Origin of the sequence: Saccharopolyspora halophila (genome assembly GCF_039531955.1) — a bacterium.
Classification (GTDB): domain Bacteria; phylum Actinomycetota; class Actinomycetes; order Mycobacteriales; family Pseudonocardiaceae; genus Saccharopolyspora; species Saccharopolyspora halophila.
This window is the reverse complement of record NZ_BAAARA010000013.1, coordinates 105,272-122,335: the sequence shown is the minus strand read 5'-3', so window position 1 is coordinate 122,335 and position 17,064 is coordinate 105,272. Positions and strand designations below refer to the sequence as shown.

Genomic DNA, 17,064 nt, shown 5'->3' with positions numbered 1-17,064 from the left:
AACCCCTCGACCCGCCCCGCAGGGCACCCCTCGACCCGGCGAACTGACAGTTTTGCCTAAAACCGCACCGAGACCATGTCCGTTCTGCCCGGACAGTTTTAGGCAAAACTGTCACCTCACTTGTTGAGGTGGGGGTGCAGCTCTCGGGGGACCACCTTGCCCGTGGGGTTGCGGGGAAGCTCGTCGAGGAAGACGACGTCCCTGGGGGTGGCGAACTTGGTGATGCGCTCGCGGACGCGGTTGCGGATGTCGTCGGCCTCCAGCGAAGCCTGCTCGCGCAGGACAACGAAGGCCGCCAGGCGCTGCCCCAGCTCCTCGTCGTCGACCCCCAGGACCGCGGCCTCGGCCACCTCCGGCATGGCGCCGATGACGTCCTCGGTCTCCTTGGGGTAGATGTTCTCGCCGCCCGAGATGATCATGTCGTCCTCGCGCCCGACCACGAACAACCGTCCGGCGCGGTCGAAGCGACCGAGGTCGCCGGTGGACATCAGGCCGTCGCGGCTTTCCCGGCTGGCACCGTTGGTGTAACCGTCGAAGATCATGTTGTTGGCCGCGAAGATCCGGCCCGGCTCGCCTTGCGGTACCGGCCGCCCGTCCTCGTCCAGGATCCGGACGGTGGTGCCGAACGGGGGCCTGCCCGCCGACGAGGGCGCGGCGCGCAGGTCGGAGGGCTGGGCGACGCTGACCCAGGAGACCTCGGTGGAGCCGTAGAGGTTGTAGAGCACCTGGCCGAAGGTGCGCTGGAATCGCGTGGCCAGGTCGGCGGGCAGGGCGGAGCCGCTGCTGGCCACGATGCGCAGCGAATCGAGCCGGTGCGCGGCGCGCTGCTCGTCGGGCAGGTCGAGGATGCGCTGCAGCATCACCGGCACCGCCCACATGGCGCCGACCCGGTTGCGCTCGATGGTGCGCAACGTGTCCTGCGGGTCGAACCGGCGGCGCAGCACCAGCGTCGCACCCAGCACGGCCGAGAGCTGGAATCCGGCCACGCCCCAGGTGTGGAACAGCGGCGCCTCGATCAGGACGCGCTCGCCCGCGCGCAGCGGGACCCGGGAGAAGATCGAGGCGGCGGGGGTCAGGCTCGGCGGATCCGGCCTGCGGGCGCCCTTCGGCGTGCCGGTGGTGCCGGAGGTGAGCACGATCAGCCGCGAGTGCCGCGGCGGCTTGTCGATGCCGCGCAGGGGAGTCTTGGCGATCAGGTGGTCGAGGGTGTCGTGCTCGGTGGTGGACTCCACCCAGCTCAGCACCACGTCCAGGTCGGCGGGCAGCTCGGGCAGGTGGTCGCCGAACTCCTCGTCGGTGACCAGCAGGTCGACGTTCTGCTCGCGGAGCACATCGCCGAGCTGCTTGGTGCTCAGCCCGACGTTGAGCAGCACCACGTCCACGCCCAGCTTGGCGGCGGCGACGACCACTTCGACGGTGCCGTGGTGGTTGCGGGCGAGCAAACCGATCCGGGTCCGGGCCGGGACCCGATCCCGCAGCGCCGTCGCCAGGCGGGTGGTCCGCTCGGACAGGTCGGCGTAGCTGAGCGCGCCCCGCTCGTCGATCACCGCCGGGCGGTCCGGGTGCCGGATCGCGCCGATGGCGAAGCCCAGCGGCACGGTGATGCCCCAGCGCCGGTAGGCCAGCGCCATGCGAGCCAGTTTGTCCGGCCGCACCGGACGCACCACACCCTGCCTGACTAGCACGTATGCCGCGTGCAACGCGGGGCCCGCGCTGCGTAGGAAGGTCTCGGACAACCGCCGCAGGACGCTCACTCGCTCACCTCTCGACATCCTTATCTACTCGCGAGTAAATAATGCCGGTGCGAGCCCGAGGTAACAAGACCGCGCGGCGGCTGCGGTGACGTAGCCCGCGTGGTCTAGTGCTCGGAAGCCGTGACCACGGCGTCCCGCAGGGCGGCGCGCAAGCGGCCGATCTCCAGCGGTGACATTACCGCGGTTTCGCCGGGCGGTGTGATGACCACCACCTGGCCCTGATCGACGAACACCGACATGTCACGTCGCCTGCCCGCGACGTCGCGGCAGCTGACGTGCCATTCGTTGGTTCCCACTGTCCAGCCTCCTAGGTGCCGTTCGCCTCGCTAGCGCGCTGATTGCGCGCTTCTCGAACGAGGGACGCACCGGGACCGGGCGCATGACGGCACGCCGCGGGATCGATCGCGAAGAATCGCGGTAGCGCCGACGGGACCCGGGCCCCGAAACGCTTCGGGGGCGATCCCCCCGTTGGGAGATCGCCCCCGAAGCAGCACCGTTAACCGGGCACACTCGTCTGCCGCAGCAGGTTGATCAGACCGGGCGAACCCGCAGACCGCCGCTCTCGGCGGAGAAGGTCACGGCGCCCTCGAAGTCGGCGATCGGCAGCTCGTCGCGGACCAGCCGGTGCAGCCCGTCCGAGGCCTCGGCCCGGATCTCGCGGGTGCTCACCGACTTCTCGGCCAGATCGGTGCCGCCGAACTGCACCTGCAGCTCGTCGCCCTGCACGGTGGCGCTCAGCCAGCCGCCGGGGATGGTCTGCTCGGTGCCCTCGTAGGACAGCGTCAGCTTGGCCGCGGCCGGCTCCTCGGCGCGCACCGCGATGTGCGACAGCGCCACACCCCGCTCGCCGGACTCACCGACCATCGCGATGACGTCGCGGGTGGCCTCGGCGGACAGGCCCTCGCCCGGCTTGGGCGTCAGGACCTGCACCTGCAGCTGGGCGGCCAGCCGGTAGGGCTGCCAGGAGCCCGCGCCGATCAGGTTGACCACGGCGGCGACCGACACGCCGTCGACCAGCCGGTCACTGCCCGGTGCGGGAGTGATCTCGATCGCCGGGACGTCGCGTTTTGCCAACAGGTCGCGCAGCGCCTTGGCGCGCAGACGGCTGTTGCGGTCGAAGCCGCGGGTGATCGCCACCGTCTGCGATCCGGCGGCCGCCGCTGCGGCCTCGGTCAGATCCGCCAGCGGGGCCCAGATCTGCGCCGGGTCCTCTTCGGGACGCTGACGGCGCGCGCGGGCGAAGCTCGGAGCATCGGTCGTCGTTTCCATCGCTTTCCAGGTTAGTCCGTCGAAAAGGGACGCTTTACCTGCCGATGGCCCTGACCGGGTGTGAGTTCGGTCGCCTTTCTTGATTCGGCGACGCGGACCCGGGGGCTTGCCGGCTGTTGCTAGGTTGGGACGCGACGCGGGGTGCCCGGCATGTCCTGGCTGAGAACAGACCCGTCGAACCTGACCTAGCTCGTACTAGCGGAGGGACGTCATCATCATGGCCCCCAATGTGCTGACCATCGCCGGTACCGACCCCAGCGGCGGTGCCGGAATTCAGGCGGACCTCAAGGCGTTCTCGGCCAACGGGGCCTACGGCATGTCGGTGATCACGGCGCTGGTCGCGCAGACCACGACCGGCGTGCGCCGGGTGCAGGAAGTGGCGCCCGACTTCGTCACCGATCAGCTGGTCACGCTGCTCGACGACGTCCGGGTGGACGCGGTCAAGATCGGCATGCTGGCCAACGCCGAGGTGATTCGCGCGGTGGTCGCCGTGCTGGACGACTACTCGCCGCGGCACGTGGTGCTGGACCCGGTGATGGTGGCCAAGAGCGGTGACCGCCTGCTGGCCCCGGAGGCCGTGGGGGCGCTGCGCGAGGAACTGCTGCCGCGGGTCGACCTGATCACGCCGAACCTCCCGGAGGCCGCCGACCTGCTCGGTGAGCCCGAGATCACCGAGTCCGGGCAGATGCCCGGCCAGGCCGAGCGGTTGGCCGCGCTGGGTGCCAAGCAGGTGCTGCTCAAGGGCGGGCACTTCCACGGGACCGACAGCGTCGACCTGCTGCACGGCGACGGGCGGTCCGAGTTCCTCGCCGGCGAGCGGATCGCCACCACCAACGATCACGGCACCGGGTGCACCCTCTCGGCGGCCATCGCGGCCCTGCGCCCGCAGCGGGCGGGCTGGCTCGAGGCCGTTGGCGAGGCCAAGCAGTACCTCACCGAAGCCCTCCGCGCCTCCGCTCGCCTCGACGTCGGTCACGGGCACGGCCCGGTGCACCACTTCCACTCCTGGTGGTGAGGGTCGAGCCCGCTTCGGGCTCGATCACCGCGGCGGTGCGGGTGGCGGTATCCGGCGCGTCGGAGATACCGCGATCCGATCCGGCATCGCGGGCGTTCGCGCGTGGCGTCGTTCGTCGACCGCGCAAGTTCACGAAGGAATCCGGGAGGACCGCAATGAGCAAGTTGCCCGATCCGCCTGCCGGCGGTTTCTGCGCCGAGGCGTGGCAGCACACCGCTCGGCTGCAGGACGCGATCCTGAAGCTGCCGTTCAACGAGGCGCTCACCGACGGGAGCCTCTCGCGCGACGTGTTCGCGTTCTACATCGTGCAGGACGCCCGGTACCTGGTCGGTTTCGCCCAGGCGCTGTCCGCGGCGGCGACCCGGTCCGATGATGCCGATGACGCGGCGTTCCTGGCGGGCGCGGCCAACGCGGCGCTGCTGGAGGAGCGGCGGCTGCACGCGGGTTACGTCGAGGAGTTCGGGCTGACCGAGGCCGAGACCGCCGGGATCGAGACCTCGCCGACCTGCCTGGGCTACACGTCGTACCTCAAGGCGTGCGCGCTCGCCGAGTCCTATCCGGTGCTGCTGGCCGCGATCCTGCCGTGCTTCTGGGTCTACCAGCACGTGGGCGCCACGATCCTGGAAGCCACCGGTGGCGCCGAGGGGCACCCGTACCAGGCGTGGATCAAGACCTACGCCGATGACGAGTTCGCCTCGGCGGTGCGGTCCGCGCGCGAGCTGGTGGACAAGGTCGCCGCGCGCTCGGACGAGGCGACCCGGGGCAAGATGCTCGAGGCGTTCACGCGCGCGACCGAGTTCGAGTGGATGTTCTGGCACAGCGCGTGGGTCAAGGAAACCTGGCCGACCGCTGAGTTCCTCGCCCGGTAGCAGATTTTGATCACGGGGAGTGATCGCCGAACTCCGCTCGAGCGAGATCGGTGATCACTCTCGGTTGATGTTTGACCACTGTACGAGTTGTGATTCGCCTCACTGTCGCTTGTGGATAACGATAACGGGACGGCGTAGCGATTTGCTGGGTGTGATGCTCTTCAACGGGCGGAACTTGCAGGTTAGATCCACTCCTATTTGGACGGAGTTCGGGGCGTTGGGCACTTCTCTCCTCATCGTGTTACTGGGCATGCTCGTGCCGGTGCTCGCGGCTGCGCCGTTCTACATCGCCGACCGGCGCGATGATCGTCGAAGGGGAGCTGAAACGTCTTCGTCCGCAACGGAGGGTGTTGGCGAGTCCGAGGGCGTTGGCGAACCCGACAGCGGCGAGGAGGCCGTGGATCCCGGCGGTGAACCGCGAACGGCTGAGCCGGACGAGGGATCCGGCTCAGCGGTCCACGAGATCCCGGCGGCGCGCGAAGCGGTCGAGGACGACGAACTCCCCGGCGTGATCCCGAACATCGCCGAGATCGCCGAGGCCGGGCACGCCGAGGTCCGCGCGTAGCAACCGCTCGGCGGCGCGGGGCGGCCGGCGATGCCAGGTGCGGAACACGTCGCCGGAGTTCCTTCGGCCACCGGCGACGCCGCGCGAGTTCGGGCGTTCCTAGCCGTAGATCGTCTTGGCCAGTGCGGCCTTGCCCTGCTGCAGTTCCCGCAGTGCGGCGGGCTTGTAGCCCCCGCCGGTGGGCGGCGCGGGAATCGAGAGGTCTTCGTTCAGCGTCCACCCGGAGCCGCGCTCGATCAGCGAGCGGTGCTTGTTGGCGTAGTAGTTCGAGCTGATCGACACCGCGACTCCGTCGGCACCGGTCGCGGCGGCCACCAGGTGCATGTGGAACCGGGTGGAGATCCACTTCTGGCCCGGCCCGGCGGGCAGGCCGTGGGCCATGATGTCCGAGAACGGGTAGAACCGGGCGCCCGGCAGATCGTGCTCGACCAGGGCGAAGATGTCCCGGTCGATGCGCGGGATGCCCTCGACGAAACCGACGCGCTCCGGGCTGACGCCCCAGCTGCGCAACGTGTCCAGCAGGAAACCGGCCAGCGCGTGCCCGGTGAGGTCCAGCATGTCCGACTGCATGCAGACCATGACCTCCGGCTTGTCCTCCTCTTCGCGGAAGAGGGCGGGCTCGATGCCGAAGAACAGGTCATCGCCCGTGGCCGAGGCGTTGACCAGCAAAGAGGCGGATGGCTCGTCGCGCACGTCGACGATCTCGAACTGCGCGGCCAGGCTGCGCAGCAGCGGTTGTGCTTCTTGGGCCACCGGCCACAGCCCCTGCCCGGTCATCACCGCGCGCCCGCCGGAGCGGCGTGCCGCCGCGACCGTGGCCGCCAGCAGGCCGATGTGGCGCGGCCAGATGCCGTTGATGAACCCGCCGCCGATCACGTGGAACAGATCCGCCGAGCTCGCCAGCTCGATGCCCGCGACCCATCGCGGCGCCAGGCCCGGGTTCTGGATCGCGTGCTGCACGTGCGCGGCGACCTCCCACGGACCGTCCTCCGGCGCGTCCCAGGACAGCCGCCAGAACGTGTCGGTGAATCGGACGCGCGGGTGCAGGTCGCCGAGCAGCACCTCGCTGGGGCCGGGATTGGGGCAATCCACCCATACTTCGCTTTCCGGTGCCACGCGGGCGAGGTGCTTCAGCCAGGTGGCCGCGATCAGTTCGTCCCCGTAGTTCGGGTTCCCGGTCGTGGCGACCAGGTAGATCCTGGACGGATTCTTCAAGAGTGGGGCTCCAGCCGTCGATTACCTGTCCCGGCAACGAACCTAGCAATCGGGTGACGTGGCCGGCCACGAACATCCGGCGCGCACGAGAGCGGCCCGACCCGTTCCGGGCCGGGCCGCTCTCGCGCGCTCGATCACTCCATGCGGCCGACCTCGGCCTTGATCCGTTCCAGGCGGCGCTTGGGCCGGTTGAACTTGGCCTGGTACCGGGTCTCGAACAGATCGGTCGGCAGGTCCGGCATCTCGACCTCTTCGGGCTCGCGCTGCTGCGGCGCGTTGACCGAGACCGGCTGCGTGGACTCGCCGCCGGTCTCCTCCTCGGTGCCCTCTTCCGGTCCGGCCGCGGCGTTCTCGGACGTCGAAGCGCTCGCGGTGGTGCCGCCGGTGGTCCGAGTGCTCGCAGCGGTCGTGGTGGCGGTCGTGGCGGCGGCCGGGGCCGAGGCCGCGTCCAGGGCGTGCCTGCCGCGCTGCGGCGAGCGCCCCTCGGCCGATCGCTTGTTGGCGCGGTTGAGCAGCGGCCAGAAGATCAGCGTCGCTGCGGCGAAACCGCAGAGGAACAGGACAAAGAGCAGCTCCACGTAGTCCTCCGATCAGTTCTGGCGCACGCCGGACGAGGTCTGGGATGCGCCGTTCGTGGTGTGCTCGGGCTCGATCGGAATGGTGTAGGTCTGCGCGTCCTCGCGCTGCTCGGGCAGCGTGACCTCCGGGAGGACGCCGTCCTTGGCACCCGCTCCGTTGCTCGCGTACTCGGCCTCGGCCTCCGCGGCTTCGGTGTCCGCCGCGTCGGTGCGCGCCGTTTCGGTGCCGGCCGCGCCGTTGGACGCCGCGCCCGTGGTTTCCGCCTCGGCGGTGCCCACCTCGATCTCCTGCAGCCGGCCGACCGAGGTGTCCAGCTTGTCCTTGGCGTCGCTCATCGCGGAAAGCACTTCGTTGCGCAGCTGATCGAGGTCGGCCTGCTTGGCGCGGATCTCCTCGAGGACCTCCAGCCGCATCCGCTCGGTCTCGGCGTCCCACTCGCTGCACTGCTTGCGGGTGTCGGCGATCAGCGCGTCGGCCTCTTCCTGGGCCTGGGTGAGCACCTTCTTGTACTCGCCGCGGATGTCCTGGCGCATCCGGTACTCGCGATTGCGCTGCTCGCTGAGCTTCTGCTCGTGCTCGCGCTGCAGCTTGGCGCGCCGCTCCTCGACGTCGTTGACCAGCTCGTTGCACTCGTCGCGGAGCTCGGAGGCGGCCTGCTCGGCGTCGTTGAGCAGTGCGCGGGCCTCGGTCTCGGCCCTGCCTCGAATGATCTCGGCCTGGCGCTTGGCCTGATCGCGCAACTGCTGCACCTCCTCCTCGGCCATGGAGAGCATGTTCTGCACTCTCTGCGAGGCCGCGGGAAGGCCGGTGTCGGAGGACTCGATGCGCTTGAGGCGCGTCTCGGACTCGTCGAGGCTGCGCCGGGTGTCCTCGCACAGCTTGCGCAGGTCGTTGTTCAGGCGGACCGCTTCGTTGCGGTCGATGGTGACCATTCGTAGCTGATCCTCGAGCACCTCGATGTGCTCGATGACCTGGTTTCGGCTGAAGCCGCGCACTTGGATGTCGAAACCCGGCCGGAGCGGCACGACGGCGTCGGCGTCTTCCATGGGGAACTCCTCTCCGGTCGGTCGGTCCGTTGGCTCGGAGAGTAGGGGCGAGCGTCTGGCATCGCCCAGCGAGACACAACGATCGTCACCGGATCAGGTGTTGATCTGTCGGGAACCTGCCGTTCAGCGGATCATGGCACGCCTTCGTCCACAGTGCACTTCGAAGCGCGGGGGTCGTCTCCGTCTCATGTCTCTGGACCGAGCCCGGGGGTGATCCGTTAGGTTAGGCTCCGCTTATTAATTCGAGGTGTTAGGAGCGCGGCGTGGCGAATGGAGCCGACCTGGTCGGGCGGTCGCATCAGCGGGCTTCGGTGCTGTTGCGCCGGTGGCTGACCGAAACGCACACGCCGGTCGCCGAGGGCGAGCTGCGGGTCCGGATCGCTTCGCTGTCGCTGCGCATCGATGTCGTCTACGCCTCGCCGACCGGCGCGCACGGTTTCGGCACGATCCGGGTGCTCGACGCGGAGGGCGAGCACGTGGTTGCCGCCGATCCGGCGCTGCTGGCCGCGGCCTGCTCGGCCGACGCCCGCGCGAGGTCGCTGCCCGGCGCGCCGATCAACCGGCCGGAGTCGGGTTCGCTGGTGGAGTGGCTGCTGCACGCGCTGCCGCGCCGCGAGATCGACCCGCTGCCGTACCCGGAGGACGTCGTCGCCGTCGCGCGTTCGTTGTCCAACGCCGCCGAGGTGCAGCGCTGGCTGACCTCGCACGTCGAGGAGCGGATGCTGCCGGAGATGCTCGCCCGGGGCGGCGAGGATCGCGCCGCCTGCACCGCTGATCTGCTCACCCGGGGCGTGCTGGTGGCCATCGGCCTGCTCGGCCGCCGCGGGGTGGCCCACGAGGAGCACCTGCTGGCCGAGCTGGCCCGCAGGCTCACCGCGCTCGCCGAGCGGAACCCCGGCGTCGCCGATCTCGTCGAGCACTGGCTGACCGATCCGACGCTGACCGATCTGGCCGCGCTCAACGGTTCCGAGCTGCGCTACCGGGACGAATCGGGCGCGGTTCGGGTCCGGCCGGTGCGCTTCGAGGTGCGCAATCCGCTGGCCCCGGAGCCCGCCGAGGCGCCCGGGGTGCCGGTGCCGGAGCTGGACGGCTTCACGCTGCGGCCGATCCGGGTCACCGGCGCCGACGGCGGTCCGGACGTGGAGCTGGTGCACCGCTGGATGAACCGGGAGCACGTGGCGGTCAACTGGAACCAGGACTGGTCGCTGCAGGTGTGGCGCGACGAGCTGGACAAGCAGGTCTCCGGGAATCACTCGATGCCGTGCATCGTCGGGCGCGACGGCCGCGACGTCGGCTACCTGGAGCTCTACCGCGTGCGGCCGGACAAGCTGGCGAGCTGCTACTCGTACGGTGCTCGCGACCTGGGTGTGCACATCGCCATCGGGGAGCCGGACGCCATCGGCAAGGGCACGGGTTCGAAGTTGCTGCGCGCCGTCGCCGAGGGTCTGCTGGCGGCGGACCCGCTCGCCGAGCGCGTGGTCGCCGAGCCGAATGTCCACAATGGCGCGTCGGTGGGCGCCTTCGGCAAGGCCGGTTTCGCGCAGGTCGCCGAGGTCGGCCTGGCGGGCAAGAACTCGGCGCTGATGGTCTTCGAGCGTTCGCGTGAGTAGGGCCACGCGAAGGTCGAAAACGGAACCCTGTACTCAGGTTGGGACCTGAACTAAGGTAAGGCTTACTTACTTTTGGATCGTGGGGAGTGCGATGCAGGGGCAGTTGCCGTTGTCGGCGGCGCAGGCGGGAATCTGGTTCGCCCAGCAGCTGGACGAGGCGAATCCGATCTTCAACACCGCGGAACGCGTGGAGATCCGCGGCGAGGTGGATCCCGAGCTGTTCGCCGATGCCCTGCGGAGGGTGGTCCGCGAGGCCGAGACGATGCGCATCCGCGTCGTCGACGACGAGCAGCCGAGCCAGGTCGTCGAGGAGCTCGCCGCGGTCGAGCTGCCGGTGCTGGACTTCTCCGGCGCGGACGACCCGGACGCCCGTGCTGCGGCCTGGATCGACGAGGACATGCGGGCTCCGGTGCACCTGACCCGCTCGCCCTCCGAGGGCGGCCGGTTGTGGACCGCGGCGCTGTGCAAGCTGGGGGAGCGGCGCTGGTGGTGGTACCAGCGGATCCACCACGTGGCGGTGGACGGCTACGGCTTCTCGATCATCATCCGCAGGCTCGCCGAGGTCTACACCGCATTCGCCGCGGGAGAGGACCCGGGCGAGTCCCCGTTCGGTGATCTCGCCTCGCTGGTGGACGACGAGCGCGACTACCGGGCATCGCCGAAGTTCGAGCGGGACCAGGACTACTGGCGGCAGCGCTTCGCCGACGAGCCGGAGGTGCGCACGCTCGCCGAGCGCACCCGGCCCGCCGCGACGTCCTTCCGCCGCGAGCTCGGCGACATCGACGCGGCGGCCCTCGGAGCGGCCGCCGACGAGGCGCGCACGATCTGGTCCGACGCGCTGATCGCCGCGTTCGGCGCCTACCTGCACCGGATGACCGGGGCGGACGACGTCGTGCTCGGGCTCCCGGTGATGGGGCGGATGGGCTCGACGGCGCTGCGGGTGCCGGGCACCGTGGTCAACGTGCTGCCGCTGCGGCTGCACGTCACCGGCTCGACAACCCGCGCCGAGCTGATCCGGCAGACCGCCGAGGCAGTTCGCGACCTGCGCAAGCACCAGCGCTACCGCAGCGAGCAGCTGCGCCGCGATCTCCGGCTGCTCGGCTCGGACCGGGCGCTGTTCGGGCCGATGCTCAACATCAAGTCCTTCGACTACGACCTGTCCTTCGCGGGCGCGCCCGCCGAGGTGCACAACGTGGCCGCGGGGCCGGTCGACGACCTCAGCGTGCTGGTCTACAACGACGACGACCGGCTGCGGTTCGAGTTCGACGCCAACCCGGAGCGCTACACCGGCGAGGAGCTCGCCGCGCACCGAGACCGGTTCCTGCGCTTCCTGAACTCCTTCGCCGAGGCCGGCTCCGACACCGCGGTCGGCTCGATCGACCTGCTCTCGGCGGCCGAGCGCACTCGCATCCTCGAGGAGTGGAACGCGCCGATCGAGGGCTTCCGCGCCGCCGAGCCCGCGACGCTGCCGCAGCTCTTCGAGGAGCAGGCGCAGCGCTGGCCGGACTCGATCGCGCTGGTCCACGGGGACGAGCGGCTCAGCTACGCCGAGCTCAACACCCGGGCCAACCAGCTCGCGCACCACCTCATCGACCACGGTGTGGGTCCGGAACAGCTGGTGGCGCTGGCGCTTCCGCGCTCGGCCGAGCTCGTGGTCGCGCTGCTGGCGGTGCTCAAGGCCGGGGCCGCCTACCTGCCGCTGGATCCCGAGCAGCCCGCCGAGCGCATCGCGCACATCGTCGAGGACTCGCTGCCCAGCGTGCTGATCAGCGACCGGGAGCGCGCCGCGCGGTTGCCCGCGGGCATCACCCGGGTGCTGCTCGACGACGCGGGCGATGAGATCACCCGGCATTCGCCGCGCGACCCGAAGCCGGGCGAGCGCGGCCCGCTGACCAGCGAGCACGCCGCCTACGTCATCTACACCTCGGGTTCGACCGGCAAGCCCAAGGGCGTGGCCGTCCCGCACCAGAACGTGGTGCGGCTGTTCAGCGCCACCGAGGCGTGGTTCGGCTTCACCGAGCAGGACGTGTGGACGCTGTTCCACTCCTACGCCTTCGACTTCTCGGTCTGGGAGATCTGGGGCGCGCTGCTGCGCGGCGGCCGTCTCGTGGTGGTCCCGCACGAGGTGAGCCGCTCGCCCGCGGAGTTCCTGGAGCTGCTCGATCGCGAGCGGGTCACCGTGCTCAACCAGACCCCGTCGGCGTTCTACCAGCTCAGCCAGGCCGACCGGGAGAACCCGGGCGCAGACCTCGCGCTGCGCTACGTCGTGTTCGGCGGCGAGGCGCTGGAGCTCTCCCGGCTGGACGACTGGTACCGGCGGCACGCCGACGACGCGCCCAAGCTGATCAACATGTACGGGATCACCGAGACCACCGTGCACGTGTCCTACGTGGAGCTCGACCGCGACCTGGTGGCCGCCCGGGACGGCAGCCTGATCGGGCGCGGCATCCCGGATCTGCGGGTGTACCTGCTGGACTCCCGGTTGCGGCCGGTGCCGCCGGGCGTGGTCGGCGAGCTCTACGTCGCGGGCGAGGGGCTGGCGCGCGGCTACCTGGGGCAGCGCGGGCTCACCGCGCAGCGGTTCGTCGCCGACCCGCACGGCGCGCCGGGTTCGAGGATGTACCGCTCCGGTGACCTGGGGCGCTGGCGGCCGGACGGGTCGATCGAGTTCATCGGCCGCGCCGACCAGCAGGTCAAGGTGCGCGGGTTCCGCATCGAGCCGGGCGAGATCGAGGCGAACCTGACCGCGCACCCGCAGGTGCGGCAGGCCGCGGTGATCGTCCGCGCGGACGACCCGGGAGACCAGCGCCTGGTCGGCTACGTGGTGGGCACCGCCGACCCGGCCGAGCTGCGCGCGCACCTGGCCGACCGGGTGCCGTCGTACATGGTGCCCTCCGCGTTCGTGGTGCTCGACGAGATCCCGCTGACCGCCAACGGCAAGCTCGACGTCAAGGCATTGCCCGCACCGGAGTTCGGCTCCGGCGGTGGACGCGCGGCGCGCAACGCCACCGAGGCCGTGCTGTGCCGGTTGTTCGGCGAGGTGCTCGGCGTCGACGACGTCGGCATCGACGACGGGTTCTTCGATCTCGGCGGGCACTCGCTGCTGGCCGCGCGATTGCTGGCGCGGGTGCGCAGCGAACTCGGCGCCGAACTAGGCATCCGGACGTTGTTCGATCACCCGGTGGTCGCCGAGCTGGCCTCCCGGTTGCGCACCGCCGACGGCAGACCGGCGCTGGTTCCCGCGCAGCGCCCGGAGCGGATCCCGCTGTCGTTCGGGCAGCAGCGGTTGTGGTTCCTCAACCGCCTGGAGGGGCCGAGCGCGACCTACAACATGCCGCTGCTGCTGGACATGACCGGTGAGCTGGACCTCGCCGCGCTGGGTCTCGCGCTCGTCGACGTCGTGGCCAGGCACCAGAGCCTGCGGACGGTGTTCCCGGACGAGCTGGGCGAACCGCACCAGCGCGTGCTCGACGCCCCGCCGGAGCTCGCCGTGCTGCGAACCTCCGATGTGGACACCGCGATCGACGAGGCGGCCCGGGAGGGCTTCGACCTGGCCCAGGAGCCACCGTTGCGGGCCACGCTGCTCACCGACGGCGACCGGCACGTGCTGATGCTGCTGATGCACCACGTCGCCGGTGACGAGTGGTCGATCCGCCCGCTGGTGCGCGATCTGTCCACCGCGTACGCGGCGCGGCTGGGCGGCCGCGCGCCCGAGTGGGAGCCGTTGCCCGTGCAGTACGTGGACTACGCGCTGTGGCAGCGCGACCTGCTCGGCGACGAGACGGGCGGGCTGGCCGCCCGGCAGCTCGACTTCTGGCGCGAGGCGCTCGCCGGACTGCCGGATCAGCTGGAGCTGCCCACCGACTTCCCGCGCCCTGCGGTGGCCAGCCACCGAGGTGGGACCGTGCGCTTCGAGCTCGACCCGGAACTGCACCGGCGCGTGCGGGAGCTGGCCGCGCGGCATCGGGCGAGCGCGTTCATGGTGCTGCAGGCGGGGTTGGCCGCGCTGCTGACCAGGCTCGGTGCAGGGAACGACGTGCCGATCGGTGCACCGGTGGCCGGGCGCGGTGACGACCGCCTCGACGACCTGGTCGGGTTCTTCGTCAACAGCCTCGTGCTGCGCACCGACACCTCCGGCGATCCGGGCTTCGCCGAGCTCGTCGACCGGGTGCGGCAGGTCGACCTGGCCGCCTTCGACAACGCCGACCTGCCCTTCGAGCGGCTCGCCGAGGTGCTCAACCCGACCCGTTCGCTGGCCAGGCACCCGCTGTTCCAGGTGATGCTGGCCTACTGGGGCGCGGCCGACTCGGTGCGCGCCGAGCTGCCCGGCCTGGATACCACTGTGGACACCCGCTCGGCGGGGGCGGCCAAGTTCGACCTGGCGGTGAGCCTCAGCGAGCGGGCCGACGGCGGAGCGGACGGTCTGGTGCAGTACAGCTCGGACCTGTTCACCGAGGCCACCGTCACCGCGATCGCCGAGCGGTTCGTGCAGCTGCTGAGCTCGGCGGTCGACGCGCCGCACACCCCGATCGGGCGGTTGGACGTGCTCGGCGAGCGCACCCGGCGGCGGGTCCTCGAATGGGGGGATGCCACCGGCGACGTGGACGCGAGCGGAACCTTCCCGGAGCTGCTGGCCGCCCGTGCCGAGGCGACGCCGGACAAGCCCGCGCTGATCTTCGAGGACACCGAGCTCAGCTATCGCGAGCTGCACCGGCGGGTCCGGGAACAGGCGCGGTCGCTCGTCGAGCGCGGTGCCGGTCCGGGTGACATCGTCGGCGTCCTGCTGCCGCGCTCCGCGGAACTGATCATCGGGCTGCTCGCGGCGATGCACGCGGGTGCCGCCTACCTGGCGCTGGACCCGGAGTACCCGCCGGAACGGTTGCGGCACATGGTCTCCGATGCCCGCCCGCGGCTGGTGCTCACCGACGACCTGGACGCCGAGCTGCCCGCGACGCTGGTGCACCACGCCGAGAAGCCGCAGGGCGAGCCCGATCTGCCGCGGCCCGCGCTCGACGACGCCGCCTACGTCATCCACACCTCCGGTTCGACCGGTACGCCGAAGGGCGTCATCGTGCCGCACCGCGGCATCGGCAAGCTGCTGGCCACCCAGACCGAGCGCGTCGGCATCACCCCGGACAGCCGGGTGCTGCAGTTCGCCTCGCCGAGCTTCGACGTGGCCTTCTGGGAGATCTGCATGGGCCTGCTCGGCGGCGGCACCCTCGTCGTGGTGCCCTCCGACCGGCGGGTCCCCGGTGAACCCCTCGCGGAGTACGCGCGGCGGCATCGCGTCACGCACCTGGCGATCGGGCCCTCGATGATGGGCATGTTCCCGCCGGAGACCGAGCTGCCGGAGGGCGCGACCCTGCTGTGCGGTGCCGAGAAGGTCCCCTCGGACCTGGTGCTGCGCTGGGCTCGGGGCCGCACGATGCTCAACTGCTACGGGCCCACCGAGGCCACCGTGAACACCACGCTGTGGGACTGCGATCCCGACGCGGTCTCCAGCTCGGTGCCGATCGGCGTGCCAGATCCGGGTGCGCGGGTCTACGTGCTCGACGAGCGGCTGCAACCGACTCCGCCCGGCGTGGTCGGGGAGCTCTACGTCTCCGGCCTCGGACTGGCGCACGGGTACCTGCAGCGGCCCGGCCTGACCGCGGAGCGGTTCGTCGCCGACCCCTTCGGGCCCGCCGGATCGCGCATGTACCGCACGGGCGATCTGGTGCGCTGGCGCGCCGACGGCACGCTGGACTTCGCCGGCCGCGCCGACGACCAGGTCAAGATCCGCGGGTTCCGCATCGAGCTCGGCGAGGTCGAGGCGGTGCTGACCGAGCACCCCGACGTCTCGCAGGTCGCGGCCGTGGTCCGCGAGGACAGCCCTGGTGAGAAGCGCCTGGTGGCCTACGTCGTCGGCGAGTCGGACGCTGCCGCGCTGCGCAGGCACGTCGGCGAATCGCTGCCGGACTACATGGTCCCGGCCGCGGTGGTGTTCGTCGACGCGCTGCCGCTGATGCCCAACGGCAAGCTCGACCGGAACGCGCTGCCCGTGCCGGATCTCGGCCAGGTCGTCGGAAACACCATGCCGCGCAACCCGACCGAGGAGATCCTCTGCGGGTTGTTCGCGGAGGTTCTCGGATTGCCTCGGGTCGGCGTCGACGACGGGTTCTTCGACCTGGGCGGGCACTCGCTGCTGGCGGCCAAGCTGATCGGCCGGATCCGCGACGCGCTCGGCATCAAGGTCAACGTCGGCAGCCTGTTCGCCGCACCGACCGTGGCCGGGCTGGCCGAACGCATCCGGACCGGGGGAGACCGCGACGCGCTGGAGATCCTGCTGCCGCTGCGCACCGAGGGCTCCGAGCCGCCGCTGTTCTGCGTGCACCCCGCGGCCGGCCTGGCCTGGCCGTTCTCCGGGCTGCTCAAGCACATCGACGCGGAACGGCCGATCTACGGCGTGCAGACGCGCGGGCTGGCCGAACCCGCTCCGGTGGCCGCGAGCCTGGCCGAGATGGCCGCCGAATACCTCGAGCACATCCGGGAGATCCAGCCGCGCGGGCCGTACTACTTCCTGGGCTGGTCCTTCGGCGGCGTGGTCGCCCACGAGATGGCCACCCACCTGCAGGCCGAGGGAGAGGAGGTCCGGTTCCTGTGCATGCTCGACTCCTACCCGAAGGACGTCTGGGACGAGCTGCCCACCGAGCACGAAGCGCTGATGGCGCTGCTGTACATGGCCGGCCACGACCTCTCCGAGCTCGGTGACGAGCCGCTGTCCAGGGATGGCGTGCTGGAGATCCTCTCGGCCGAGGGCAGCGCCCTGGCGAACCTGGAGGAGCACAGCATCACGGCGATCATCGACAACTTCGCCAACTGCGCGGTGCTGGAGAACTCCGCCGACCACGACAAGTTCCGCGGCGATGTCCTGTTCTGCACCGCCACCCTCAACCAGGCGAAGGAATCACTGACGCCGGAGATGTGGCAGCCCTACGTCGACGGCCGGGTGATCAACCACGACATCGCCTGCGAGCACAAGGACATGACCCAACCGGAACCCCTGGCCGAGATCGCCGCGATCGTCGACCGGGCCCTCGCGGAAGCGACAGTTTTGCCTTAAGGGGGTCTTGCAGTATGCGGCGGAGCCGCTGTTTCAGGTG

At 70.6% G+C, this 17,064-nt stretch carries 11 protein-coding genes and 1 riboswitch; of the genes, 5 read left to right on the top strand and 6 right to left on the bottom strand.

The window, feature by feature from the left end; genetic code table 11:
• Positions 1-116: 116 nt before the first annotated feature.
• The 3 genes from ABD289_RS18370 to ABD289_RS18360 all read right to left on the bottom strand — a co-directional run bounded on the left by ABD289_RS18370 (position 117) and on the right by ABD289_RS18360 (position 3,023).
• Positions 117-1,754: an AMP-binding protein gene (locus tag ABD289_RS18370; protein WP_344134014.1), complete on the bottom strand. Its 1,638-nt coding sequence runs from the start codon at positions 1,752-1,754 to the stop codon at positions 117-119.
• Between the two features lie 104 nt (positions 1,755-1,858).
• Positions 1,859-2,050, bottom strand: a complete 192-nt coding sequence (locus tag ABD289_RS18365) for a hypothetical protein (RefSeq protein WP_344134060.1) — start codon at positions 2,048-2,050, stop codon at positions 1,859-1,861.
• Between the two features lie 235 nt (positions 2,051-2,285).
• Positions 2,286-3,023: a hypothetical protein gene (locus tag ABD289_RS18360; protein WP_344134011.1), complete on the bottom strand. Its 738-nt coding sequence runs from the start codon at positions 3,021-3,023 to the stop codon at positions 2,286-2,288.
• Between the two features lie 127 nt (positions 3,024-3,150).
• A riboswitch (TPP riboswitch) is annotated at positions 3,151-3,247 on the top strand.
• Between ABD289_RS18360 and thiD the strand changes: the two genes are divergently transcribed.
• From thiD to ABD289_RS18345, 3 genes are all read left to right on the top strand, one after another.
• Positions 3,241-4,038 (top strand): bifunctional hydroxymethylpyrimidine kinase/phosphomethylpyrimidine kinase, encoded by a 798-nt coding sequence (gene thiD / locus ABD289_RS18355; RefSeq protein ID WP_344134008.1) that lies wholly within the window; start codon positions 3,241-3,243, stop codon positions 4,036-4,038. (Overlaps the previous riboswitch by 7 nt.)
• Before the next feature lie 155 nt (positions 4,039-4,193).
• Positions 4,194-4,907, top strand: a complete 714-nt coding sequence (locus tag ABD289_RS18350; protein WP_344134005.1) for a TenA family protein — start codon at positions 4,194-4,196, stop codon at positions 4,905-4,907.
• A gap of 154 nt (positions 4,908-5,061) precedes the next feature.
• Positions 5,062-5,472 (top strand): hypothetical protein, encoded by a 411-nt coding sequence (locus ABD289_RS18345; protein WP_344134002.1) that lies wholly within the window; start codon positions 5,062-5,064, stop codon positions 5,470-5,472.
• A gap of 99 nt (positions 5,473-5,571) precedes the next feature.
• Here ABD289_RS18345 and ABD289_RS18340 read toward each other — a convergent pair whose 3' ends face one another.
• The 3 genes from ABD289_RS18340 to ABD289_RS18330 form a co-directional block, all read right to left on the bottom strand.
• Complete coding sequence (locus tag ABD289_RS18340) at positions 5,572-6,687, bottom strand: polysaccharide pyruvyl transferase family protein (RefSeq protein ID WP_344133999.1); 1,116 nt, start codon at positions 6,685-6,687, stop codon at positions 5,572-5,574.
• A gap of 134 nt (positions 6,688-6,821) precedes the next feature.
• A complete protein-coding gene (locus ABD289_RS18335; RefSeq protein ID WP_344133996.1) occupies positions 6,822-7,265 on the bottom strand; it encodes a hypothetical protein in 444 nt (147 codons plus the stop codon).
• Between the two features lie 12 nt (positions 7,266-7,277).
• A complete protein-coding gene (locus ABD289_RS18330) occupies positions 7,278-8,312 on the bottom strand; it encodes a DivIVA domain-containing protein (RefSeq protein WP_344133993.1) in 1,035 nt (344 codons plus the stop codon).
• Positions 8,313-8,575: 263 nt separating this feature from the next.
• Between ABD289_RS18330 and ABD289_RS18325 the strand changes: the two genes are divergently transcribed.
• Both ABD289_RS18325 and ABD289_RS18320 read left to right on the top strand, forming a co-directional pair.
• A complete protein-coding gene (locus ABD289_RS18325; protein ID WP_344133990.1) occupies positions 8,576-9,922 on the top strand; it encodes a GNAT family N-acetyltransferase in 1,347 nt (448 codons plus the stop codon).
• A gap of 91 nt (positions 9,923-10,013) precedes the next feature.
• A complete protein-coding gene (locus ABD289_RS18320; RefSeq protein ID WP_425564726.1) occupies positions 10,014-17,024 on the top strand; it encodes an amino acid adenylation domain-containing protein in 7,011 nt (2,336 codons plus the stop codon).
• The last annotated feature ends 40 nt before the right edge of the window (positions 17,025-17,064 follow it).